Source organism: Duganella paludis (genome assembly GCF_054461335.1).
Map to the genome: position 1 here is coordinate 4310058 of NZ_CM136922.1, position 23794 is coordinate 4333851.

Below are 23794 nucleotides of genomic sequence, written 5' to 3' on the forward strand. Positions count from 1 at the left end.
CGGACACGTCATGCCAACCATCAAAGAGATCCTGAACACCATGGAATACGGCCCAGCACCGGAAAGCACCAAAGAAGCGCAAGCGTGGCTGGAACAGCGTAGCCGCCAATTCGGCCTGTTCATCAACAATGAATGGAGCGAAGCCGGTGAGCTGTTCGCTTCGACCAATCCGGCCGACGGCGCCAAGCTGGCCAACCTGACCCAGGGCACCGCCGCCGACGTCGACCGCGCGGTCGCCGCCGCGCGCGCCGCGCAGCCGGGCTGGCAGGCACTGGGCGGCCATGGCCGCGCCAAGATCATGTACTCGATCGCGCGCCTGATGCAAAAGCACGCGCGCCTGTTCGCCGTGCTGGAAACGCTGGACAACGGCAAGACCATCCGCGAAACGCGCGACGTCGATCTGCCGCTGGTGGCGCGTCACTTCTACTACCACGCAGGCTGGGCGCAACTGCAGGCCGAAGAATTCGCCGACTACCGCGCCGTGGGCGTGGTGGGCCAGATCGTGCCGTGGAACTTCCCGCTGCTGATGCTGGCGTGGAAAATCGCACCGGCGCTGGCCGCCGGTAACACCGTGGTGTTCAAGCCGGCCGAATTCACCTCGCTGACCGCGCTGCTGTTCGCCGACATCTGCGTGCAGGCCGGCGTGCCGGCCGGCGTGGTCAACATCATCACCGGCGACGGCCGCGTGGGCGAAGCCATCGTCAAGCACGAAGGCATCGACAAGATCGCCTTCACCGGTTCGACCGAAGTAGGCCGCTTGATCCGCCAGGCCACCGCAGGCAGCGGCAAGAAGCTGTCGCTGGAACTGGGCGGCAAATCGCCGTTCGTGGTGTTCGAAGATGCGGACCTGGACGCCGCCGTCGAAGGCCTGGTCGATTCGATCTGGTTCAACCAGGGCCAGGTGTGCTGCGCGGGTTCGCGCCTGCTGGTGCAGGAGTCGGTGCAGGAAAAATTCCTGGCCAAGCTGCGCGCCCGTATGGACAAACTGACCCTCGGTTCACCGCTGGACAAGTCGATGGACATCGGCGCGCTGGTCGATCCGGTGCAGAAGCAGCGCATCGAAGGCCTGGTGCAATCGGCACGCGACGAAGGTTGCACCGTGTACCAGCCGGCCTGCGAACTGCCGGCCGACGGCTCGTGGTTCCCACCGACCCTGATCACCGGCGCTTCGACCGCAGCCGCCGTGGCGCAGGCTGAAATCTTTGGACCGGTGCTGGTGGCGATGAGCTTCCGCACCCCGCCTGAAGCGGTACAGCTGGCGAACAACACCGTGTATGGCCTGGCCGCATGCGTGTGGACCGAGAACATCTCGCTGGCGCTGGATGTCGCGCCGCAGATCAAGGCCGGCGTGGTGTGGATTAACACCGCCAACCAGTTCGACGCCGCTTGCGGCTTCGGCGGCTACCGCGAATCCGGCTACGGCCGTGAAGGCGGCCGTGAAGGCATGTACGAGTACATGACCGCGCTGTCGGAAGATGCGCGTCCTGCGGCGCCGGTGGTGGAGCCTAAAGCCAAGGCTAAAGCTGCTGCGCCTGCAGCCGGTGGTTCGTTCGCCATCGACCGTACCGCCAAGCTGTACATCGGCGGCAAGCAAGCCCGCCCTGACGGCGCCTACAGCCGCGCCGTGCATGGCGCCGACGGTGCCTTCATCGCCGAAGTGGGCGAGGGCAATCGCAAGGACATCCGCAATGCGGTGGAAGCGGCGCACAAGGCCGGCGGCTGGACCAAGGCCACCTCGCACAACCGCGCGCAGGTGCTGTACTACATCGCCGAGAACCTGGCTGCGCGTGGCGAGGAATTCGCCGCCCGCATCGCCGCCATGACCGGCACCAAGAACGCCGTGAAGGAAGTGGAAGCGTCGATCGAGCGCCTGTTCTACTACGCTGCCTGGGCTGACAAGTACGACGGCCTGGCGCATCAGCCGCCGATGCACGGCATCACCGTGGCGCTGAACGAGCCGCTGGGTGTGATCGGCATCGTGTGCCCGAACGAAGCGCCGCTGCTGGGCTTCATCTCGCTGGTGGCGCCGGCGATCGCCCTGGGCAACCGCGTGGTGGTGGTGCCTTCGGAAGCGCATCCGTTGTCTGCGACCGATCTGTATCAGGTGTTCGATACGTCGGACCTGCCGGCTGGTGTGGTCAACATCATCACCGGTTCGGCCGATGAACTGGCGCGCACGCTGGCGACGCACAGCGACGTCGATGCCGTATGGCGCCACGATGGTTCGGCCGAAGGCTGCGCTGAAGTCGAGCGTCTGTCGGCCGCATCGCTGAAGCGTACCTGGGTTGGCGGCGCCAAAGGGCGCGACTGGTACAGCACCGCGCAATCGGGCGGCCGCGCAGTACTGGCGCATGCATCGCAGGTCAAGAATATCTGGATTCCTTACGGCGTTTGATCGGAGCATTGCATGTTTTTACCCCAAGAGATCATCCGCAAGAAGCGTGACGGCGGCGTGCTGTCGGCCGAGGAAATCAAGTTCTTCGTCGGTGGCATTACCTCCGGCGGCGTGACCGAAAGCCAGATCGCCGCGCTGGCCATGGCCGTCTACTTCAAGGACATGACCATGGACGAACGCGTGGCCTTCACCCTGGCCATGCGCGATTCCGGCGAAGTGCTGGACTGGCGCTCGCTGGACCTGAACGGCCCGGTGGTCGACAAGCACTCCACCGGCGGCGTCGGCGACGTGGTCTCGCTGCTGCTCGGCCCCATGGTCGCAGCCTGCGGCGGCTATGTGCCGATGATTTCCGGCCGTGGCCTCGGCCACACCGGCGGCACGCTGGACAAGTTCGATTCCATCCCCGGCTACTCCACGGTGCCGGACAACGCCTTGTTCCGCAAGGTGGTGAAGGAAGTCGGCGTGGCCATCATCGGCCAGACGTCGTCGCTGGCGCCGTCGGACAAGGTGTTCTACGGCGTGCGCGATGTGACGGCCACCGTGGAATCGGTCGCCATGATCACCGGCTCCATCCTGTCGAAGAAGCTGTCGGCCGGCCTGGACGCGCTGGCCATGGACGTGAAAGTCGGCAGCGGCGCCTTCATGCCGACCTACGATAAATCGGTGGAACTGGCCGAGAGCATCGTCAAGGTCGGCAACGGCGCCGGCATGATGACCTCCGCCATCCTGACCGATATGAACGAATCGCTGGCGCCATACGCCGGCAACGCCGTGGAAGTGCGCGGCGCGATCGATTACCTGAGCGGCAAATCGCGTCCTGCGCGCCTGCACGAGGTGACGATGGCGTTGTGCGCCGAGATGCTGGTGCTGGGCAAGCTGGCCGCGACCGAAGAGGAAGCGCGCGCCAAGCTGCAAGCCTCGCTCGACAGCGGCGAAGCGGCCGAGCGCTTTGCGCGCATGGTGGCGGCGTTGGGCGGTCCTGCGGACTTGATGGACAATCCGGACAAGTACCTGGAACGTTCGCCTATCATCGTGCCGGCGCCTGCGCTGGCGTCGGGCTACGCCGCATCGGCCAACTGCCGCGAAATCGGCCTGGCCGTGGTGTCGCTGGGTGGTGGACGCCGCCGGGCGGCCGACCCGATCGACTTCGCCGTCGGCCTGACCGATCTGGTGGGCCTGGGTGACAAGATCGAAGCCGGCCAGCCGCTGGCGATGGTGCACGCGCGCACGCAGCAGGCGGCCGAACAAGCCGTCCGCGAAATTCAGGCGGCGTATCAGATCGCCGCTGCCGCGCCTGCCGCCAATCCAGTCATCTACCGGACCATCAAGCCATGAACAAACAAGAACTGATCGCGGAAGCGACTGCCGCGCGCCTCAAGGCCTACACGCCGTACTCCAACTTCAAGGTTGGCGCTGCGCTGTTGACCAACGACGGTAAGGTCTTCCACGGCTGTAATGTGGAAAACGCGTCCTATGGCCTGTGCAACTGCGCCGAGCGCACCGCATTTTTCAGTGCTTTCGCCCACGGCTACAAACAGGGCGATTTCGAGCAACTGGTGGTCATCGGCGAAACCGATGGCCCCATCGCTCCGTGCGGCGCTTGCCGCCAGGTGATCCTGGAGCTGGGCGGCAATGAGCTGCCGGTGCTGCTGACCAATCTGAAGGGCGACATCTTCGAGACCACCGCGGCAGCACAGCTGCCGAACGCCTTCGGCGGCGCTGATCTCAAGAAGAAGTAATGGCGCTCAAGAAGACGATTGATGTGCAGGCGGCCGTCGCGATTGCGGCGGCCGAAGCCATCGCCGCCAAGACGCAGGGCACCTTCGGCGTCGGCGGCCTGATGCTCGACCAGCACGGCAACGTGCTGCAGTCGCTGCACAACAACGTCGTCAAGAACGGCCTGATCTTCGACCCCACCGCGCACGGCGAGCGCCAGCTGATCGACTGGTACTACGCCGAACGCGCCAAGGGCCGCGAACTGCCCGAGCCGCAGGACATCACCATCGTCACCTCGCTCGATCCCTGCTGCATGTGCAGCGGCGCGATCCTGTCGGGCGGCTTCAATGTGGTGGTGGCCGCGCCGGACAAGAATGCCGGCATCAACTACGACATCAGCGCCGTCTTCAGCGCGCTGCCGGCAACGCTGCGCGCGCAGGCCGCCGCCAGCTTCAGTTATCCCGCCATCCTCGGCGCTTCGCTGTACACGCGCGCCGCCACCGGCGCCGCGCCGAAGTCCTTCTTCATCGGCAAGACCATCGCCGAACCGACGCAGGCCTTGTGCTCGCTGGTGTTCGAGGCCACATCGGCCGAGGTGATGGAGATGTTCAACACCGATCCGCCGCAGGAGCTGCTGCAGGATCCAGCAACGCTGCCGGCCGACCATGCCATCGTGTCTGCGCTCAAGCAGCACTACCCGGACGCGCTGACCTACCGCTGCGCGCCGCGCCAGCCGGACGCCGGCCTCGCGCCGTTCCTTTTGCAGGCGATGGCGCGCGACCGCGAACACGGCGGCGCCGGCAACGCGGTGGCGCTGCTCGATTCCTTCGGCAATCTGCTGCTGTGCATGCCGGGACGGATGGCGCAGTCGGGCATCCGCAGCGCCTTCATGGAAACCACGCGCGCCTACGCGCAGCTGCGCTACAAGCTGATGAACGGCGCCACGCCGGAACAGCAGCACGAGGTGCGCCGCCATCTCGGCCATCCCAAGGATGGCACTTTCGTGTTTGCCCACGGCCCGGATGCCGGCGCGGTCAGCTTCATGGATCTGGGCGCCTACGGCTCGACCATGGAAGGCCCGCTGCCGCTGAAGAATCCGGCGCAGTTCCAGTACGTGCTGCCGATGCTGCCGGAGGCGGAGCTGAACGCCATCTGCGCCGCCATGCCGCCGCTGTACCGCAGCGTGATCCGCATCCGTCCCACCCAGGTGGCCGACGCCGGACTGGTACAGGCCCTCCGCGCCTAGTCCTCTCAGCTTTCCCAGAATCCCCGACGCAGCGCGATGGTCACTGCGTGGGTGCGGTCGCGCGCGTCGAGCTTGAGCAGGATGGCCTTCATGTGCGCCTTGATGGTGTCCTCGCGCAGTCCCAGTTCCACGCCCACCTTCTGGTTTGAATTGCCGGCCGCGACCAGCCGCAGCACTTCGACTTCGCGCTTGCTCAGCGACTCGGCGTGGAAGCTGCTGGCCAGGCTGCGCGCCACCTGCGTCGGCAGCAGCCGTTGTCCGGCGTGGATGGAAATCAGGTAGTCGCACAGGTCGGTGCGCGCCAGGTTTTTCAGGATGTAGCCGCTGGCGCCGGCGCGCAGGCTGCGCGTCACCTGCACGTCGCCGTTGAAGGTGGTGAGGATGATGATGAGCGCGCGCGGACTGATCTGGCGGATGGCCTGGGTCGCTTCGACGCCGTTCAGGCCCGGCATTTGCAGGTCCATCAGCGTGATGTCGGGCCGATGCAGCTCGAACTGTTCCACCGCCGCGTGGCCATCCTCCGCTTCCGCCACCACGGTGAAATGGGGATCGGAGGTGAGTACGGCGGCGATGCCGCTGCGGAGCAGGGGATGATCGTCGGCAATCAGGACACGGATGGGCTTGCTGGTATTCATTTCAATCTCGCTTTCAGCCGCAAATCTAACACCGGCGGCGTTTCGCTGCGTCACTCTAAAGGGTGTAGCCCGTTGCTGCGGTGCTTACCCGAAAGTGCATTGTTGCCAAATAGGTTGTGCGGAATAATGATCAAGCCGTATCCCGTCAGGAGTCAAGTATGGATCAGATCCACCTAATGAATGTGTTTGTCGTCGTCGGCGAAGGGGAAAGCTTTGCCGCCGCCGCCCGCCGGCTCGACCTTTCCCCTGCGGCCGTCACGCGCGCCATCTCCGGGCTGGAGGACCAGCTGGGCGTGGCCCTGCTGTTGCGCACCACCCGCAGCGTGCGGCTGACCCAGGCGGGCCGGCGTTACCTGGACGATTGCCGCAACATCCTGGCGAGCATCGCGGAGGCGAACCAGACGGTCGCCGCCGCCAACTCCGCGTCCAAGGGCAACCTGTCGGTGGCGGTGTCCGACGGCTTCGGCAAGGATCTCATCATGCCGTGCATCGTCCGCTTCCTGAACGAGTTTCCGGAGGTCGAGGTGTCTGCCTATTTCCTGGACCGGGTGGTGAACCTGGTGGAGGAGGAGATGGATGTGGCGGTGCGCATCGGTCATTTGCCGGACTCCAGCCTCAAGGCGCTGCGCGTGGGGCAGGTGCGGCCTATCCTGTGCGCCGCGCCCAGCTATCTGCTGCGGCATGGCGTGCCGCAGCATCCGGCCGACCTGTTGCGCCATACCGTGATCGCTTCCAGCGATGTGTCGCCGCGCGTTGAATGGAAGTTCGGCGGCGGCAATGATCCCATCGTGGTGCGCGTCAAGCCGCGCCTGATGGTCACCAGCAACGAGGCGGTGATCGACGCGGCGGTCGGCGGCCTGGGGATCTGCCGGCTGCTGTCGTGCCAGGTCGGCAATGAGCTGTGCGAGGGCCGGCTGCAGCCCATCCTGGCGGATTACGAAGGCGCACCGCTGCCGGTGCATGTGCTACACCGTGAAAGCAAGTTCGGCCCGTCCCGGGTGCGCAAGTTCATCGACATCCTGGTCGCCCATCTGCGCGCGCATGGTCACCTCAATACCAAGCCGGCCCTTGCCGGCGTCAAGGATCAACTGATCTGCGCATAGGCCAGGCTGCGGCTCACCGTCAGTTCGACCGTGGTGCCCTTGCCGGGCTTGCCGGTGACGGACAAGGTGGCGCCCATGCCCAGCGCGCGCTCGCGCATGCCGACCACGCCCCAGTGCTGCTCCTTGATGCGCGCCGCCAATTCCACGTCATCGATGCCGCGCCCGTCGTCGGCCACGCGCAACACTAGCAGCTCGGCGCCGTACTCCAGGCTTACCGTGACGGTGCTGGCCTGCGCATGCTGGAAGGCGTTGTGCATCGCTTCCTGGCCGATCGCGCACAGGTTGTCCTGCACCGAGGACTCCAGCGCATGGCGCGTGCCCTTCACCGCCAGGGTGTAGCCGGTGCCGGGATAGATGGCCGCCAGCATGTCGCCGGTGCGGCTCAGGCATTGTTCCATATCCGGGCCGTTGCGCAGCTGCTCCACCTGGCGCCGGCCTTCATCGATGGTCTCGTCGGCGTTCTGCAGGATCTGCTCCAGTTTGACGCGCGCATCGCTGCCCGGCGCCAGCCTGGCCGCCACATTGTGCACATGCAGGATCAGCGCCTGCACCGCTTGCAGGAAGGTGTCGTGCAAGGTGCGGGCGATGCGTTCGCGCTCCTCCTGGCGCACCCGCAGGTGGCGGGCGATGTTGTCGGTGGCGACCTTCAGCCGGTATTTGTACAGGCCGTACAGCAGCAGCGCGCCGGCGGCCAGGCAGGCGAGTTTGAACCACCAGGTCTGTGTGACGGTGGGCGCCACTTCCAGCTCCATGGAGGCGATGGTGTCGCTGACGATGCCGTCCTCGTTCACCGCGCGCGCCTGGAACACGTAGCTGCCCGGTTCGATGTTGTTGTAGTAGGCGGCGCGGCGCGTGCCGGCGTCCTGCCACTGCTGGTCCACGCCCTTGAGCTGGTACTGGAAGCGGATCGCCTCCGGCTTGCGCAGGCCCGGCGCGCTGTACTGGATATTGAAGTTGCGCGATTCCGGCGGCAGCAGCAGCCGGCCTTGCGCCGGATGGCTGCCTTGATCCGTGTTGACCCGCAACAGCCGCACCACGGGCTTGACGGTGTTGGGGCGCAGCGCCTTGGTATCGAGCTTGACGGTGCCGCCGGTGGCGCGGAACCACAGCTGGCCGTTGCCGGCGTTGAAGACCGAGTGCAGGCGGTTGATGATGGTGGCGCGGCCCGGGTAGCCCTCCAGCGCGTCGATTACTTCATACACCAGCGGAATCGACGGCTGGCGCACCGACGCTTCCCAGGCGTCGCGCCGGATGTGCACCACGCCGCGCGCGCCGTTCAGCCAGCGGTCGCCTTCCGGGGTGATGGCCATGCCGGTCACGTTGCGCAGCACGTCGGCATTGAGCGGCCCCAGCGCCGCGAATTGTTGCCCGCGCAGCACGGCGATGCCGCGCTCGCCGGCGACCACCATCTGCTGGCCGGGGAAGATGCCCGATTCCTGGCCCACCATGCCGATGTCGTAGCGGGTCAGCTTGTCGTTGTCGTACAGGCTGAGGAAGCCGTCGCTGTGGCTCAGCCACATTTGCCCGGTGCCGCCGGCCGCCGTCATGTTGATGCGCTTGGGCAGGTTGAATGCCGAGCGCGGTTTCCATTCGCCGTCGACCAGTCCCATCAGGCCGGTCTGGGCCGAGGCCATCCACAGCACCTTGCCGTCGTCGGTGATGCCGAGCACGTCCAGGTCGGCCGGCTTGCCGCCCGGCGCCGGCAGCGCGATGCGGCTGGAGCGGCCGTGGTGGATGCGTTCGATGTCGCGCTTGCCGGCCAGCAGCAGGGCGCCGTCGCGGCCGGTGATGATGGAGGTGACGCCGCGCCGCGCATCGGCCGTGATGGCGCCGTCCTCGGCGATGCGCGAGAGCTTGTCGCTTTCTTCCTCGCGTATCCACAACCGACCTTCGCTGTCCTTGACCATGGTGGAAATCACGGCGGGCGCGGGCAGCTGCAAGGGCTGCAGCTTGTTTTCGCGGAAGCGGTCCAGGCCGGAGGCGGTGACCACCCAGATATTGCCTTCGCGGTCTTCCAGCACTTGCGTGGTCGGCAAGGCGCTCAGTTGCCAGCTTTGATCGAGGCGGTCGGTGGCTTGCCGGGCGATGTCGATGGGCTGGGACGGCAGGTCGCCGGCGCGGGCCAGGCGGCACAGGCCGCGCGGGCAATGCGGCGCCCAGAAATTGCCGTCGCGGTCGAACTGGCCGGACCAGCGCGCTTGCAGGTGATTGAACTCGGGCGAGCGCGGCAGGCCGGCGCCTACCGCCGGCGCCGGCACCGGATACAGCTTGCCGTCCACGGTGGTCCAGATGCGGCCGTCGGGCGACTGGATCAGCGGCCCGGGCTTGCCGCCCTCCAGCCGGGTCCATTTGTTGCCTGTGCGGTCGTAGCTGTAGACCGCTTCGGCGTCGGTGTACCAGACCCGGTCGTATTGGTCGATCAGCACTTCGGCCAGCAGCGTCGACCAGCCGGGCGTGCCGCGCATCTGTTCCCACTTGCCCTGGCGGTGGCGGAACAGCCCGCGCGAGCTGACGGTCCAGACCGCGCCTTCGCGGTCGGCCATCATGCCGCTGAACATGCTCATGCGGAACACGTCTTCGTGGTTGGCCAGTTCGGTGACGCTGCCGTCCGGGTGCAGCGCGACCATGCCGTCCCAGGAAAAGGAGACCAGCAGGTCGCCGTTCGGCAGGGCGCTGAGGGCGTTGATACGGTTGGAGCGCAACGGCAGGCGCTCGAAGCTGACGCCGTCAAAGCGGTACAGGCCGTCCGTGGTGCCCAGCCATAGCCAGCCGTCGATGGTCTGCGCCATGCACTGGATGTCGGACGGCATGCCATCCTTCTCGCTCCAGCTGGCGTGGTTCAGGTGGGTGACCCGGATGGTTGGGTTGAGCGCGGACGCGGCTTGGCACGCCAGCAGCGATAGCGCGAGCGCCAGCTTGAAACCTGTGACCAGTGTGCTCCACCGCATGTATCCGCCTTGTGCCAGCAAATCCCTATTGTAATTTGCCGCCACCGATTCCCGCTCTTCCCTTAGGCGGAGACGCCGCGCGCATCATGAGTACGGATCGTAGGTGCCGATGCTCCAGACGTGGCCCTCGGGGTCGCTACAGGTGAAGCCGCGCCCGCCGTAGTCCTCGTCCTTGATTTCGAGCAGGATGCGGCCGCCGGCTTCGAGCACGCGACCGTGGACCAGGTCGGCGTCGTTGACCACCAGGTAGCTGCTTTGCGTGACGAAGCCGCCGATTTCGACGGGCTGCTTGAGCAGGCGCCCGTAGTCGGTGTCGAAGGCCGAGCCCAGCATGACCATGCTGTTGCCGAAGCTGAGCTGGGCGTGGGCGATGCTGCCGTCCTCGTTGGGCACCACGAACTGCACCGTGAAGCCGAGCGTGCTGCGCAGCCATTCGATGGCGCTCGCGGCGTCGCGGTAGCGCAGGCACGGTATGACGCCGCAGAGAGTATGCTTGGGTATGCTGGACATCATTCCCTCCCTTGGTCGAAGCTGTCCAGTATAGACCCATGCGGGGCCGCAGCACGTTACATTTGCTGGAATAAATGCGTGTGACCGCGGCTTACTTCCAACAGTTCCGGAAAGTTGCGGATGCGGACCATTTGCCGCCCGCGCAGATCGCGCGTGACCTCCTCGATGGCGTCCACCCGCACCAGCGTGGAACGGTGGATGCGCCAGAATTCATCGGGGTCGAGTTCATCGGCCAGTTCCTTGAGGGTCTTGCGGATCAATACCTCGGATTGCTCGGTCTGCACCCGCGTGTATTTTTCGTCGGCCTGGAAGAACAGCACCTCGCGGGTGGAGATCATGCGCAGGTTGGCGCCGACCACCGCCTGGATCCAGCGCAGGTATTCGCGCTTGGCCGGCACCGGCTTGCTGTGCTGCGAGAGCAACTGGCTCAGCTGGCGTTCGATATTGGTCGGCTGCTGGCCGATCAGTGCCTGCAGGCGCGCGCAAGTGGTCTTCAGGCGCTCGCCGCCGACCGGCTTGAGCAGGTAGTCCAGCGCACCCTGTTCGAACGCTTCGATGGCGTACTGGTCGTAGGCGGTGACGAACACCAAGTGGCAGCGGTTGAACAGCATGCGCGCCGCTTCGATGCCGGACATGCCCGGCATGCGGATGTCGAGGAAGACGATGTCCGGCTGGTGCTGGCCGGCCAGCGCCACAGCCTCAATGCCGTTGGCCGCTTCGGCCACGATCTCCAGCGCCGGCCAGGCGTCCTGCAGGCGGCTGCGCAGTTGCTGGCGCATGCCTTCCTCGTCGTCGGCGATGAGTGCGGTGGGGCGGTTCATTTGGCGCCTCCGGCGAAGATATCGGGAGCGTAGGGCACGCGGATGCTGGCGCGGGTGCCGCCGGTGAGCGGCGCTTCGATCACCAACTGGGCGCGGGCGCCGTACTGGATGCGCAGGCGCTCGCGCACATTGGCCAGGCCGAGGCCGTCGCTGGAAAAGGGATTGAAGCCGACGCCGTCGTCCACCACGTCCACCTGCAGCATCTGGCCGTCGACCGTGGCGCGGATGTCGATGCGGCCGCCGTCGATCTTCGGTTCCAGGCCATGCTTGATGGCGTTCTCGATAAGGATCTGCAGCATCATCACCGGGAAGGTGGCGCTGGCCATTTCCTCCGGCACGTCGATCGACACCGCCAGCCGCGAGCGCATGCGCGCCTGCATGATAGCCAGGTAGGCGCGCGACATTTCGATCTGCCGGCCCAGCGTGCCCGAACCCTTGGCACGCATCTGCGGCAGCGTGGCGCGCAGATAGTCGATCAGGTTCTGGTGGATACGCGCGGCCTGCGGCGGATCGGTTTCGATCAGCTGGCCGATCAGGGCCAGGGTGTTGAAAAGAAAGTGCGGCTCGACCTGCGCCTGCAGGGCGGCCATGCGCGCTTCGACCACGCGCCGTTCGATGCTTTCCTCGTCGGCGTGGGATTCGGCGTGACGCGCTTCCAGCTCGGCCTTGCGCTTGCCGCCGGCCAGCACCTTGAGGCCGAACGACACCAGGATGAAGCCCCAGGCCTGTTCGTTCACATGGAACAGCGAGGCCGACAGGATCAGCAACAGCAACCAGATGATGAGCAGCTTGCGCCACTCGACCTGGGCCAGCCAGTCGAAGAAGTGCCACCACACGCTGACGGCGGTTTCGCCGATCTCGCGGATGATGTCGAGCAGGCTCTTGGCGTTGTTGTAGCCGGCCTGGGCCAGCCGATTCTTTTTCATTCCGCATGCTCCTGGCGGCGGTTGGCGCGGCGGCTGCCGATCACGGTGGCGCCGACCACCAGTTTAATCAGCAGGAAGACCACGAACAACACCAGCGCCAACGGCAGGATCGAGCAGATAAAGGCCAGCACCAGCGCCGCGCCCAGCAGGGCCGGCGGCGACATGCGGCCGATCAGGCGTACGCCGTAGCGCAGCGTTTGCGCGAAGGCGCGGAAGATTTCCTCGATCAGGTCCAGCACTGCTTGTGTATTCATTTTGCTCATCTTGCTTCTCCATCAAAACGTGTTGCGATGGGATCACTTTAGCAAAGCCCCCTGCGCGGCCGTAGCGGATTCCGATCAACTGCGCTTTGGCGGGAACAGCCGGTTATTGCGCAGGATGAATGGCGGCCTGCCAGTCGCTGCGCAGCAGGCCGTAGATGACGCTGTCCGATACTTCGCCGCCGACGAACCAGCGCTCGCGCAGGCAGCCTTCGCGCTGGAAGTGCAGGCCTTCCAGGATGCGTTCCGAGGCAATGTTGTCGGGATGGATATCGGCCTCGATGCGGTGCAGTTCAAGCGGGCCGAAGCCGTGCGCGATCAGCGCCGGCAGGGCTTCCTGCATATAGCGCCGGCCCCAGTGGCCGCGCGCCAGCATGTAGCCGATCTGGCAACGGTGGTTGCGGCGGTCGAAGTCGTACAGGGTGACGGTGCCGATCAGTTCGCCGTCCGGCAGGACCATGGCCAGGCGCAGCGCGCTGCCGTCCTGGTAGGCCTTGAGGGTTTGTTCGATGTTGGCTTCGGCCTGCGCCATGTGCAGCCACGGCATGCTGCTCCAGTAGCGCAGCGCCTGGGGATCGGAAAACAGGCGGAACAGCGCGATCGCGTCCTCGTCAGCGCGCACGAAGCGCAGTTGCAGACGCGCGGTGCGCAGCTCGAACGGCGTGAAAACATCCATGGCCGCGCTCATTTGGCCGGCACGCTGATGGCCGCCAGCACCATGTCGACGATGACCTGCTCGGCGTCGTCGAAATCTTTTTTGGTCAGCTGTTTGCGGTTCAGCACCAGCGCCATCTGGGCCGAGAAGTCGGCATAGGACTGCGTCATCGCCCAGATCGCAAACAGCAGATGCGTCGCATTGATCGGCGCGATCTTGCCGGCGCTGATCCACTGTTCGAACACCTCGATATCCTTGCGCACCAGCGGCACCACGCGGCTCTGTATCTGGCCGCCGTAGAGCGGCGCGCCGCTGATCACTTCCATCGCATACACGCGCGACGCCCACGGATGCTCGCGCGAGAATTTCAGCTTGGCCTGCACGTAGGTGCGCAGCACTGCGCGCGGGTCCTGGTCGGCGTCGGCCAGGCTCTCCATGCGCGCCAGCCATTCGTCCAGCACTTCGTCCAGCACGCGCTGATACAGCGCCTGCTTGGTGGGGAAGTAGTACATCAGGTTTTGCTTGGACAGGCCGGCGTTCTCCGCCACGGTGGCGATGGAGGTGCCTTCGTAGCCGCATTCGGCGAAGACGCGCACCGCTTCGGCGGTGATTTCGGCTTCCAGCTTGTCGCGGTTCTGGACCCGGCGGTTGATTTTGGCGGGCGGTTTTACTGTCGGCATATGCGCCTCAGGAAGGTGTGCAGTTGCGGGTGGTCTGCGTAGGCTACGTTGAAACGGAACCAGATCGATTCCGGCGCGCGCAGCATGAAGAAATCGCACGGCGACAGCAGGATGCCGTGCTTGAGCGCCATGTCGGCGATGATCTTGCCGTTCCATTCCGGCGTCGGCGCATCCTGCCAGCCGGCGCTGACGAACATGCCGCCGCGCGGCCGCGCCAGCAGCGTCATGCCGGCTTCGCCCAGGCTGGCCGTGGCGCGTTCGCGGGCGGCGTCGAGCTGGGTGGTGAGCTTGTCCACCATGCGCTTGTAGGGACGCGCGGTGATGGCGTGGTAGACGGCGCGCTCGTTGATCTCGGAGGTGGTGAGGCCGGCCAGCATCTTCACGCGCAGCAGCTCGGGGATCAGCGAGGCCGAGGCGCAGATCGAGCCGACGCGCAGTACCGGCGACAGCGTTTTGGAAAAACTGCCGACGTGGATCACGCGCCGCAATCCGTCCATGGCGGCCAGCGAGGCTTCGCCGCGCGGCGCCAGTTCGCGGTAGATATCGTCCTCCACCAGCCAGAAATCGAACTGCTCGGCCAGGGCCAGCAAGCGGTGCGCCTGCGCCGCCGTGAGCGAAGTGCCGAGCGGATTTTGCAGCACCGTGTTGACGAACATGAGCTTGGGCTGCACCAGCGCCGCCTGCTGCGCCAGCACATCCAGATCCAGGCCGTTTTCCCTGCGCGGGATGCCGACCGCTATGCAGCCATGGTGGCGGATCAGCGACAACAGGTTGCTGTAGCCCGGATCTTCCACGAACACGGTGTCGCCCGGCTTGGTCAGGGTGCGCAGCGCCAGGTCGAAGGCGTGGGTGGCGCCGTGGGTCAGCAGGATTTGTTCGGCCTCCACCGGGAACAGCTCTTCGCTCAGCGTGGCGGCCATGTGCTGGCGCAGCGTGGGAAAGCCGAGCGGGTGGCCGTAGCCGCGCAGGCGGTTTGCAGGAATGCGCATGGCCTGGCGCACTGCGTCGAGGATGGTGTCTTCGCCATACCACTCGGGCGGCAGCCAGCCGGCACCCACCGGCAGCGCGTCCGAGACGCCGGAATACAGGTCGGGCGTGAGGGCATCGATGGCGCTGGGCGTGACGTGGGCGGCGGCCGGCAGCAGCGTCGCCGGCAGGTCCTGGCGTGCCACGAAGTAGCCGGAACCGCGCCGCGAGGACAGCAAGCCCAGGGTCACCAGCCGGTCGTAGGCTTCCACAACTGTAAAGGTGCTGACGCCATTACACTTGGCGAACTGCCGTACCGAAGGCATCTTGGTGCCCACGCGCAACTCCCGCCGCTCGACCATGGCGCTGATGGCGGCCACGATCTGCTCGACCAGGCTGCCTTTCTGTCGGCGTTCGATCGCCACGCAGGGCCAGTTTCCCGGTCCGGCGGTTTGATCGATCACAGGACTTGCTTGTTCCATCCTTGACTCCACGCAGCGAAAGTGAAACTGTAGTGTTTTTGTTGCCAGTACGGTTGGACAGTTTGATGAATTGTGTATCTGTGCCATAGTTGTTCTGCTGTCTATTATTGCATCATCATTTTGCCAACTGGTAAATTTTTTTACGGTCTGTCAAAAAAATCCGAAAGCAGTTGTTTCATAGGAGATGTGATGAACGAGTCTCGACCAGAATCGATGGCGTCCTTCTGGATGCCATTCACGAACAACCGCGATTTCAAGGCCAACCCGCGCCTGCTAGTGTCGGCGGAAGGCATGTACTACAAGGACGTGGACGGCCGCAGCATCCTGGACGGCACGGCCGGCCTGTGGTGCGTGCCGTGCGGCCACGCGCAGCCGAAGATCGTCGCCGCCGTGCGCGAGATGGTCGGCCAGCTCGATTTCGCGCCGACCTTCCAGATGGGCCATCCGGCCGCCTTCGACCTCGCTGAAAAGCTGATGGAGTACACCAACCATCGCTACGGCCATGTGTTCTACACCAACTCCGGTTCGGAAGCGGTGGACACGGCGCTGAAGATCGCGCTGGCGTACCACAAGGCGCGCGGTGAAGCCAGCCGCACCCGATTCATCGGCCGCGAACGCGGCTACCACGGCGTCGGCTTCGGCGGCATCTCGGTGGGCGGCATCGCCGGCAACCGCAAGCCGTATGGCGTGATGCTGCCCGGCGTCGACCACCTGCCGCACACCCACAATCTGGAGAAGAACGCCTACACGCGCGGCGAGCCGGAACACGGCGCCAACCTGGCCGATGAGCTGGAGCGCATCGTCGCGCTGCACGACGCCTCGACCATCGCGGCGGTGATCGTCGAGCCGGTGGCCGGTTCCACCGGCGTGCTGATACCACCGAAAGGATATTTGAAGCGACTGCGCGAGCTATGCACCAAGCACGGCATCCTGCTGATCTTCGATGAAGTGATCACCGGCTTCGGACGCTTGACCACGCCGTTCGCCGGCGACTACTTCGACGTCGAGCCGGACATGATGACCACCGCCAAGGGCCTGACCAACGGCACCATTCCGATGGGTGCGGTGTTCAGCAAACAGCACATCCACGACGCCTTCATGGATGCGCCGGCCGGGATTGAGCTGTTCCACGGTTATACCTACTCGGGCCACCCGGTGGCCTGCGCCGCTTCGCTGGCGACGCTGGAAGTCTTTAAAGAGCAGAAGATCCTTGAGCATGCAGCCGGCATGGCCGAGTACTGGGCCGACGCCGTGCATTCGTTGAAAGGTCTGCCGCACGTGATCGACATCCGCACCATCGGCCTGATCGCCGGTATCGAGCTGGCGCCGATCGCCGGCAAGCCGGGCGTGCGCGCCTTCACCGCCTTCAAGAAAGCCTTTGAGGACGGCATCCTGATCCGCACCACAGGCGACATCATCGCGCTGTCGCCGCCGCTGGTGCTGGAGAAAAAACACATCGATGAACTGTTTGGAAAACTGAAGGATGTGCTGAAAAACTTAGACTGAGGAGAACACCATGCTGGTAGGCGTCCCAAAAGAGATCAAAAACCAGGAGTCCCGCGTCGGCCTTACCCCGGCCAGCGTCAAGGAACTCATTTTGCGTGGTCATCAAGTACTGGTACAACAAAACGCCGGCGCGGCCATCGGCCTGACGGATGCGATGTATGAAGCATCCGGCGCCACCATCATCGACAACGCGGCCGATATTTTCGCCCGCGCCGACATGATCGTGAAAGTGAAGGAGCCGCAGCCGGAGGAATGCGCGATGCTGCGCAAGGGACAGATCCTGTACACCTATCTGCACCTGGCGCCGGACCCCGAGCAGACCAAGGCGCTGGTGGCTTCCGGCGCGGTGTGCATCGCCTACGAAACCATCACCGGCGCCAACGGCGGCTTGCCGTTGCTGGCGCCGATGAGTGAAGTGGCGGGACGCATGTCGATCCAGGCCGGCGCGGCGCACCTGGAAAAATCCAAGGGCGGCATGGGCTTGCTGCTGGGCGGCGTGCCGGGCGTGGCGCAGGGACATATCGCCATCATCGGCGCCGGCGTGGTCGGCACCAATGCCTTGCAGATGGCGGTGGGCATAGGCGCGCGGGTGACGGTGCTGGACAAGAATATCGACCGCCTGCGCCAGCTGGATCTTGTGTACGGCAACCGCATCTCCACCATGTATTCCAACGCGCACTCGATCGAGGAAGCGGTGCTGGATGCGGACCTGGTGATCGGCGGCGTGCTGGTGCCCGGCGCGGCGGCGCCCAAGCTGGTGACCAAGACCATGATCGCGCGCATGAAGCCGGGCGCGGTGGTGGTGGATGTGGCGATCGACCAGGGCGGCTGCTTTGAAACCTCGCACGCCACCACGCATGAGAAGCCGACCTATGTGGTGGACGGCGTGGTGCACTACTGCGTGGCCAACATGCCCGGCGCTGTGGCGCGCACTTCGACCTTCGCACTGAATAACGCAACGATAGGCCATGCGGTAGCGCTGGCCGACAAGGGTTGGCAGAAAGCGCTGAAAGCCAATCCGCATTTGAAGCACGGTTTGAATGTCTGCCTGGGCCAGGTCACCTACGAAGCGGTGGCGCACGGTCTTGGCTATACCTATGTAGACGCGGACAGCCTGCTGGGCTGAACGTTTTTTGAAAGAGCATCATGGATACCATCACCCATTACATCAACGGCGTTAACGTCGATACGCAAAGCGGCCGCCATGCCGACGTCTTCAATCCCGCCTTGGGCGAACCGGTAGCCAAAGTGGCCCTGGGCACGGCGGAGGATGTTGACGCCGCCGTGCGCGCGGCCGAACAGGCGTTTCCGTCGTGGTCCGCCACGCCGCCGCTGACGCGGGCGCGGGTGCTGTTCAAGTACCTGCAACTGTGCCAGCAGCATACCGACGAATTCGCGGCCATGATCACGCGCGAGCACGGCAAGACTTTCGCCGATGCGCAGGGCGAAGTGGCGCGCGGCATCGAGATGGTGGAGTTTGCGGTCGGCATACCGCAGATGCTGAAAGGCGAATTCACCGATCAGATTTCGCGCGGCATCGATGCGTGGTCGATGCGGCAGTCGCTGGGCGTGGTGGCAGGCATCACGCCGTTCAACTTCCCGGTGATGGTGCCGATGTGGATGTTCCCGGTCGCTATCGCGTGCGGTAACACCTTTATCCTGAAACCTTCCGAGCGTGATCCGTCGCCGTCGCTGCTGCATGCGCGCCTGTTGAAGGAAGCCGGTTTGCCGGACGGCGTGTTCAATGTGATCCAAGGCGACAAGGTGACCGTCGATGCGATCCTCGATCATCCGGTGATCCAGGCGGTGAGCTTTGTCGGCTCGACGCCGATTGCGGAATACATCTACTCGCGCGGCTGCGCGGCGGGCAAGCGCGTGCAGGCTTTGGGCGGCGCCAAGAACCACATGGTGGTGATGCCGGATGCGGACATGGAGATGACCGTCGATGCGCTGATGGGTGCCGCCTTCGGTTCCGCCGGCGAGCGCTGCATGGCGATCTCGGTGGTGGTGGCGGTCGGCGATGCGGGCGACAAGATCGTCGATGCACTGGCAAAGCGCACCGCCGCACTGAAAGTGCGCGACGGTATGGCCGGCGATGCGGAAATGGGACCGGTGGTGACCAGCGCCGCCAAGCAGCGTATCGAGCGCCTGATCGGCGAGGGCGTCGAGCAGGGGGCGAAACTGGTGGTCGATGGCCGCGATCTGAAAGTGCCCGGCCGCGAGAACGGCTTCTTTGTCGGCGGTACTTTGTTCGATCACGTGACGCCGGATATGACGATCTACAAGGAAGAGATTTTCGGGCCGGTGCTGTGCATGCTGCGCTCGCCGGATGTGGGCAGCGCGGTGGAGCTGATCAACCGTAACGAGTACGGCAACGGCGTGGCGATCTACACGCGCGACGGCGGCGTGGCGCGCGAGTTCGTGCGACAGATCCAGGTGGGCATGGTGGGCGTGAACGTGCCGCTGCCGGTGCCGATGGCGTTCAATAGTTTTGGTGGCTGGAAGCGCAGCCTGTTCGGCGATCATCACGCCTATGGTCCGGAAGGCGTGCGCTTCTACACGCGCCACAAGGCGGTGATGCAGCGCTGGCCGAACACCGCCAGCGCTGGCGCAGAATTTGCATTCCCTCAGATGAAGTAAGTAACACGCGTCATTCCCGCGAAGGCGGGAATCCATACTCAGCATGGGTTCCCGCTTGCGCGGGAACGACGATCAACTCAGCATACGCCAGGAAATGATCATGATCGAATCACTCAGCTACATGCCAAAGCCGAAGGAGTCCAGCGACTCGTTGGCGAAACACTTCACCGACCTGGCGCCGGCGCTGAATGCGCGGCAGGCTGCAATCGAAAGCTCGCGCTGCCTGTATTGCTACGACGCGCCATGCACGCGCATTTGCCCGTCAGATATCGATGTGGCGAGTTTTATCCGCAATATCCACGACGAGAATATCAACGGCGCCGCCGTCGGCATCCTGAAACAGAACATCCTGGGCGGCAGCTGCGCGCGCGTCTGTCCGACCGAAATCCTGTGCGAGGACGCCTGCGTGCGTAATCATGACGCGGAAGGCCAGCCGGTGAAAATCGGCCTGCTGCAGCGCTACGCCATCGACAATATGAAGCTCGAAGAACACCCGTTCAAGCGCGCGCCATCGACCGCGAAGAAAATCGCCGTGGTCGGCGCCGGCCCGGCCGGCCTGTCCTGCGCACACCGCCTGGCCATGCTGGGCAACGACGTGGTGATCTACGAGGCCAAAGAAAAATCCGGCGGCCTGAATGAATACGGCATCGCCAAGTACAAGCTGACCGATAACTTCGCGCAGAAGGAAGTGGACTTCCTGCTGCAGATCGGCGGCATCACTATCAAGCACGGGCAGGCGTTGGGCGTGAACGTGCAGCTCAAGGATTTGCATGCAAACTACGACGCCGTGTTCCTCGGCCTGGGCCTCGGCGCCAGCAAGCAGATGGGCCTGACCGGCGAGGACGCGCCCGGCCTGCTGGCCGCCGTGGACTACATCGCTGAGTTGCGCCAGTCGGATGACCTGAGCAAACTGCCGGTGCCGGCGCGCGCCATCGTCATCGGCGCGGGCAACACCGCCATCGACATGGCGGTGCAGATCCAGCGCCTCGGCGCGGAAGAGGTGACGCTGGTCTACCGTCGCGGCTTCGAGGCCATGAGCGCGACCGAACATGAACAGCACATCGCGAAAGAAAACCAAGTCCGCATGCGCACCTGGGCGCAGCCGCAGCAGGTGCTGCTGGACGACGCGGGCCGCGTGCGCGGCATGCGCTTTGAAAAAACGGTGGTGGTGAATGGCCGCCTGTCCGGCACCGGCGAGACCTTCGAGATTGCGGCAGACGCTATCTTCAAGGCCATCGGCCAGAGCATGGACGAAACGAGCATCAGCGATCCGCTGGCGAAAACGCTGAAACGCGACGGTGACAAAATCCACGTCGATGATCAGTTCCGCACCGTCCTGCCGCGCATCTACGCCGGCGGCGACTGTGTGGCGCCCGGGCAGGATCTGACCGTGCAGGCGGTCCAACACGGCAAGCTGGCGGCGCATGCCATCCACTTCGATATCAACGGTCTGAAGGAGGCTGCATAATGGCTGACCTGAGCATAGAATTCTGCGGCATCAAATCCATCAATCCGTTCTGGCTGGCCTCCGCGCCGCCAACGGACAAGGCTTACAACGTGGTGCGCGCATTTGAAGCGGGATGGGGCGGCGTGGTGTGGAAGACGCTGGGTGAAGATCCGGCGGCGGTCAACGTGTCGTCGCGCTATTCGGCGCACTACGGCAAAAACCGCGAAGTCCTCGGCTTCAACAACATCGAGCTGATTACCGACCGTTCGCTGGAAATCAATCTGCAGGAAATCACGCAGGTGAAGAAGGATTGGCCGGATCGCGTGATCATCGTGTCGCTGATGCTGCCTTGCGAAGAGCGGCTGTGGGCCGACATCCTGCCGCAGGTGGAAGCCACCGGTGCCGATGGCATCGAACTGAATTTCGGCTGCCCGCACGGCATGCCGGAGCGCGGCATGGGCGCGGCGGTGGGCCAGGTGCCCGAATACGTGGAGATGGTCACGCGCTGGTGCAAGCAGAATACCAGGCTGCCGGTGATCGTGAAGCTGACGCCGAACATCACCGACGTGCGGGCGCCGGCACGCGCGGCCAAGGCCGGCGGTGCGGATGCGGTGTCGCTGATTAACACCATCAACTCGATTACCCATCTGGACCTGGATCAGATGGTGGCGTTTCCGATTGTGGGCGGTGCCAGCACGCACGGCGGTTACTGCGGTTCGGCGGTGAAGCCGATCGCGCTGAACATGGTGGCGGAGATTGCGCGCGATCCGCAGACGGCGGGCTTGCCGATTTCCGGCATCGGCGGCATCGGCAACTGGCGCGATGCGGCGGAGTTCATGGCGCTGGGTTCGGGCTGTGTGCAGGTGTGTACTGCCGCCATGCTGCATGGCTTCCGCATCGTTGAAGAGATGAAGGACGGCCTGTCGCGCTGGATGGACGAGAAGGGCTACAAGAGCGTCGGCGAGTTCGTCGGCAAGGCGGTGCCGAATACCACGGACTGGAAATACCTGAACATGAATTATCAGGTGATCGCGCAGATCAACCAGGACGACTGCATCAAGTGCGGCCGCTGTTATGTGGCGTGCGAAGATACGTCGCACCAGTCGATCGCGCAGCTGATCGATGCGGCGACGGGCGTGCGTACCTATGAGGTGATCAAGGAGGAGTGCGTTGGGTGTAATCTGTGCGAGATCACCTGTCCGGTGCAGGGCTGCATTACCATGGTGCCGCAGGATACCGGCAAGCCGTACATGAACTGGACGCAGGACCCGCGTAATCCGCGCGCGGAAAACGTGAAGGTGGAACAAGCAGCATAGGTATGGAACTTGCATTGATAAAAGCATAAATCAACCTTTGTGGAGAACGCCTTGAGCATAGAACCATCCGGCAGCACGCAACTCTGGAACGAAGACCTTGCGCCGACGACGGCGGCGCAGCGTACGTGGCGCTGGTATCACTTCTCCGCGCTGTGGGTCGGCATGGTGATGTGCATTCCGGCGTACACCTTGTCCGCCAGTTTGATCGAGGGCGGCATGTCGGGTTACCAGGCGGTGCTGACGGTGTTCCTTGCCAACGCCATCGTGCTGCTGCCGATGCTGCTGATCGGTCACGCCGGCACCAAGTACGGCATTCCGTATGCGGTGCTGGCGCGCGCTTCCTTCGGTACTTCCGGCGCGCGGCTGCCGGCGCTGATGCGCGCCATCGTCGCCTGCGGCTGGTACGGCATCCAGACCTGGTTCGGCGGCTCCATGATCTACACCCTGCTGGGCGTGATGATGGGCGGCGAGATCGGCGGCGACAAGATCGCCGGCCTTGGCATCAACGGCGCGCAGCTGCTTTGCTTCCTCGCGTTCTGGGCCATCCAGTTCTACTACATCGTGCACGGCATGGATGCGATCCGCAAGCTGGAGACCTATACCGCGCCGCTCAAGATCGCCATCTGCTTCGTGCTGCTTGGCTGGGTGCACAGCAAGGCCGGCGGCTTCGGCGAGCTGCTGTCGGCGCCGTCGCAGTTTGTCGAAGGCGGCAAGAAGGCCGGCCAGTTCTGGTCCGTGTTCTGGCCATCGCTGACGGCCATGGTGGGCTTCTGGGCCACGCTGGCCTTGAACATTCCCGACTTCACCCGCTTCGCCAAGACCCAACGTGACCAGGTGATCGGCCAGACGGTCGGCTTGCCGCTTCCCATGGGACTGCTGGCGGCGATGGCGGTGATCGTGACGTCGGCCACGGTGGTCTTGTACGGCAAGGCGATCTGGGACCCGGTCGAACTATCTAGCCGCATGACCGGCGTGGCGGTGCTGGTGGCGCTGTTGATCCTGCTGATCGATACGGTATCGGTCAACCTGGCCGCCAACCTGGTCGGCCCGGCCTACGACTTCTCGGCGCTGGCGCCGAACAAGATCACCTACAAGACCGGCGGCTATATCACGGCGGGCATCGCGATCCTGATGATGCCCTGGAAGATACTGGAGTCCACGCAGGGCTATGTCTTCACCTGGCTGATCGGCTATTCTGCGCTGCTCGGCCCCATCGCCGGCATCCTGATCATCGACTACTACATGGTGCGCAAAACGGAACTGAACGTCGCCGAGCTGTATCGCGAAGACGGCCAGTACTCGTATGGCAAGGGCTGGAATATGGCGGCGCTGGTGGCCTTCGTGATCGGCGTGCTGCCGAATATTCCCGGTTTCCTCAACGCGGCGTTCCCGGCCTCCTTCCCGGATGTGTCGGAAACGTTTAAAACGATTTATACCTACGCCTGGTTCGTCGGCATCGCCATTTCGGCCGCGGTGTACGGGGTTATGATGAAAGGGAAGACGGCGCCCGCCATGCGCGCGCCGGCTCATCCCTAAGGAGAC

20 protein-coding genes are annotated in these 23794 nt (G+C 64.5%); 11 read left to right on the plus strand and 9 right to left on the minus strand.

All coding sequences use genetic code 11. The annotated features are described in order from the left end of the window. The first annotated feature begins 10 nt into the window (after window positions 1-10). Genes ACXZ1M_RS19100 through ACXZ1M_RS19115 form a run of 4 tightly spaced genes read left to right on the plus strand, consistent with a single transcriptional unit; the run spans window position 11 to window position 5357 of the window. Window positions 11-2395, plus strand: coding sequence for an aldehyde dehydrogenase family protein (locus ACXZ1M_RS19100; protein ID WP_459049222.1), 2385 nt, complete (start codon window positions 11-13; stop codon window positions 2393-2395). A 12-nt stretch (window positions 2396-2407) separates the two neighbouring features. Then, window positions 2408-3730, plus strand: coding sequence for a thymidine phosphorylase (gene deoA / locus ACXZ1M_RS19105; RefSeq protein WP_459049223.1), 1323 nt, complete (start codon window positions 2408-2410; stop codon window positions 3728-3730). Continuing rightward, window positions 3727-4134: a cytidine deaminase gene (locus ACXZ1M_RS19110; RefSeq protein ID WP_459049224.1), complete on the plus strand. Its 408-nt coding sequence runs from the start codon at window positions 3727-3729 to the stop codon at window positions 4132-4134. The genes deoA and ACXZ1M_RS19110 overlap by 4 nt, the downstream gene beginning before the upstream one ends. Beyond that, window positions 4134-5357 carry a nucleoside deaminase gene (locus tag ACXZ1M_RS19115; RefSeq protein ID WP_459049225.1) on the plus strand — a complete coding sequence of 408 codons (1224 nt, stop codon included), beginning with the start codon at window positions 4134-4136 and terminating at the stop codon, window positions 5355-5357. Before ACXZ1M_RS19110 ends, ACXZ1M_RS19115 begins: the two co-directional genes overlap by 1 nt. 5 nt (window positions 5358-5362) lie before the next feature. On the opposite strand, the gene ACXZ1M_RS19120 is transcribed toward ACXZ1M_RS19115, so the two are convergent. Further along, window positions 5363-5992, minus strand: coding sequence for a response regulator (locus ACXZ1M_RS19120; protein ID WP_459049226.1), 630 nt, complete (start codon window positions 5990-5992; stop codon window positions 5363-5365). A gap of 158 nt (window positions 5993-6150) precedes the next feature. On the opposite strand from ACXZ1M_RS19120, the gene ACXZ1M_RS19125 reads away from it, so the two are divergent. Next, a complete protein-coding gene (locus ACXZ1M_RS19125; RefSeq protein WP_459049227.1) occupies window positions 6151-7095 on the plus strand; it encodes a LysR family transcriptional regulator in 945 nt (314 codons plus the stop codon). Here the strand turns inward: ACXZ1M_RS19125 and ACXZ1M_RS19130 are convergent. The 8 genes from ACXZ1M_RS19130 to ACXZ1M_RS19165 all read right to left on the minus strand — a co-directional run bounded on the left by ACXZ1M_RS19130 (window position 7077) and on the right by ACXZ1M_RS19165 (window position 15343). Then, complete coding sequence (locus tag ACXZ1M_RS19130) at window positions 7077-10043, minus strand: sensor histidine kinase (RefSeq protein WP_459049228.1); 2967 nt, start codon at window positions 10041-10043, stop codon at window positions 7077-7079. The two genes, ACXZ1M_RS19125 and ACXZ1M_RS19130, sit on opposite strands and share 19 nt — an antisense overlap. Window positions 10044-10127: 84 nt before the next feature. Continuing rightward, a complete protein-coding gene (locus ACXZ1M_RS19135; protein ID WP_459054043.1) occupies window positions 10128-10553 on the minus strand; it encodes a VOC family protein in 426 nt (141 codons plus the stop codon). 56 nt (window positions 10554-10609) lie between these two features. Next, window positions 10610-11374, minus strand: coding sequence for a LytR/AlgR family response regulator transcription factor (locus ACXZ1M_RS19140; RefSeq protein ID WP_459049229.1), 765 nt, complete (start codon window positions 11372-11374; stop codon window positions 10610-10612). Continuing rightward, window positions 11371-12300, minus strand: a complete 930-nt coding sequence (locus ACXZ1M_RS19145; RefSeq protein WP_459049230.1) for a sensor histidine kinase — start codon at window positions 12298-12300, stop codon at window positions 11371-11373. Before ACXZ1M_RS19145 ends, ACXZ1M_RS19140 begins: the two co-directional genes overlap by 4 nt. After that, window positions 12297-12554, minus strand: coding sequence for a hypothetical protein (locus ACXZ1M_RS19150; protein ID WP_459049231.1), 258 nt, complete (start codon window positions 12552-12554; stop codon window positions 12297-12299). Before ACXZ1M_RS19150 ends, ACXZ1M_RS19145 begins: the two co-directional genes overlap by 4 nt. Window positions 12555-12666: 112 nt before the next feature. Then, on the minus strand, window positions 12667-13236 hold the full coding sequence (locus tag ACXZ1M_RS19155) for a GNAT family N-acetyltransferase (protein ID WP_459049232.1): 570 nt from the start codon (window positions 13234-13236) through the stop codon (window positions 12667-12669). 8 nt (window positions 13237-13244) lie between these two features. Further along, window positions 13245-13895: a TetR family transcriptional regulator C-terminal domain-containing protein gene (locus tag ACXZ1M_RS19160; RefSeq protein WP_459049233.1), complete on the minus strand. Its 651-nt coding sequence runs from the start codon at window positions 13893-13895 to the stop codon at window positions 13245-13247. Beyond that, window positions 13883-15343 (minus strand): aminotransferase-like domain-containing protein, encoded by a 1461-nt coding sequence (locus tag ACXZ1M_RS19165; RefSeq protein ID WP_459049234.1) that lies wholly within the window; start codon window positions 15341-15343, stop codon window positions 13883-13885. Before ACXZ1M_RS19165 ends, ACXZ1M_RS19160 begins: the two co-directional genes overlap by 13 nt. Before the next feature lie 189 nt (window positions 15344-15532). On the opposite strand from ACXZ1M_RS19165, the gene aptA reads away from it, so the two are divergent. From aptA to ACXZ1M_RS19195, 6 genes are all read left to right on the plus strand, one after another. Beyond that, complete coding sequence (aptA, locus tag ACXZ1M_RS19170; protein WP_459049235.1) at window positions 15533-16849, plus strand: omega-aminotransferase AptA; 1317 nt, start codon at window positions 15533-15535, stop codon at window positions 16847-16849. A gap of 10 nt (window positions 16850-16859) precedes the next feature. Continuing rightward, on the plus strand, window positions 16860-17975 hold the full coding sequence (ald, locus tag ACXZ1M_RS19175) for an alanine dehydrogenase (RefSeq protein WP_459049236.1): 1116 nt from the start codon (window positions 16860-16862) through the stop codon (window positions 17973-17975). 20 nt (window positions 17976-17995) lie between these two features. Next, on the plus strand, window positions 17996-19489 hold the full coding sequence (locus ACXZ1M_RS19180) for a CoA-acylating methylmalonate-semialdehyde dehydrogenase (protein WP_459049237.1): 1494 nt from the start codon (window positions 17996-17998) through the stop codon (window positions 19487-19489). A gap of 97 nt (window positions 19490-19586) precedes the next feature. Beyond that, on the plus strand, window positions 19587-20957 hold the full coding sequence (locus ACXZ1M_RS19185) for an NAD(P)-dependent oxidoreductase (protein ID WP_459054044.1): 1371 nt from the start codon (window positions 19587-19589) through the stop codon (window positions 20955-20957). Then, window positions 20957-22252 (plus strand): NAD-dependent dihydropyrimidine dehydrogenase subunit PreA, encoded by a 1296-nt coding sequence (preA, locus tag ACXZ1M_RS19190; RefSeq protein WP_459049238.1) that lies wholly within the window; start codon window positions 20957-20959, stop codon window positions 22250-22252. Before ACXZ1M_RS19185 ends, preA begins: the two co-directional genes overlap by 1 nt. 51 nt (window positions 22253-22303) lie before the next feature. Then, window positions 22304-23788, plus strand: a complete 1485-nt coding sequence (locus tag ACXZ1M_RS19195) for an NCS1 family nucleobase:cation symporter-1 (RefSeq protein ID WP_459049239.1) — start codon at window positions 22304-22306, stop codon at window positions 23786-23788. Window positions 23789-23794: the final 6 nt, after the last annotated feature.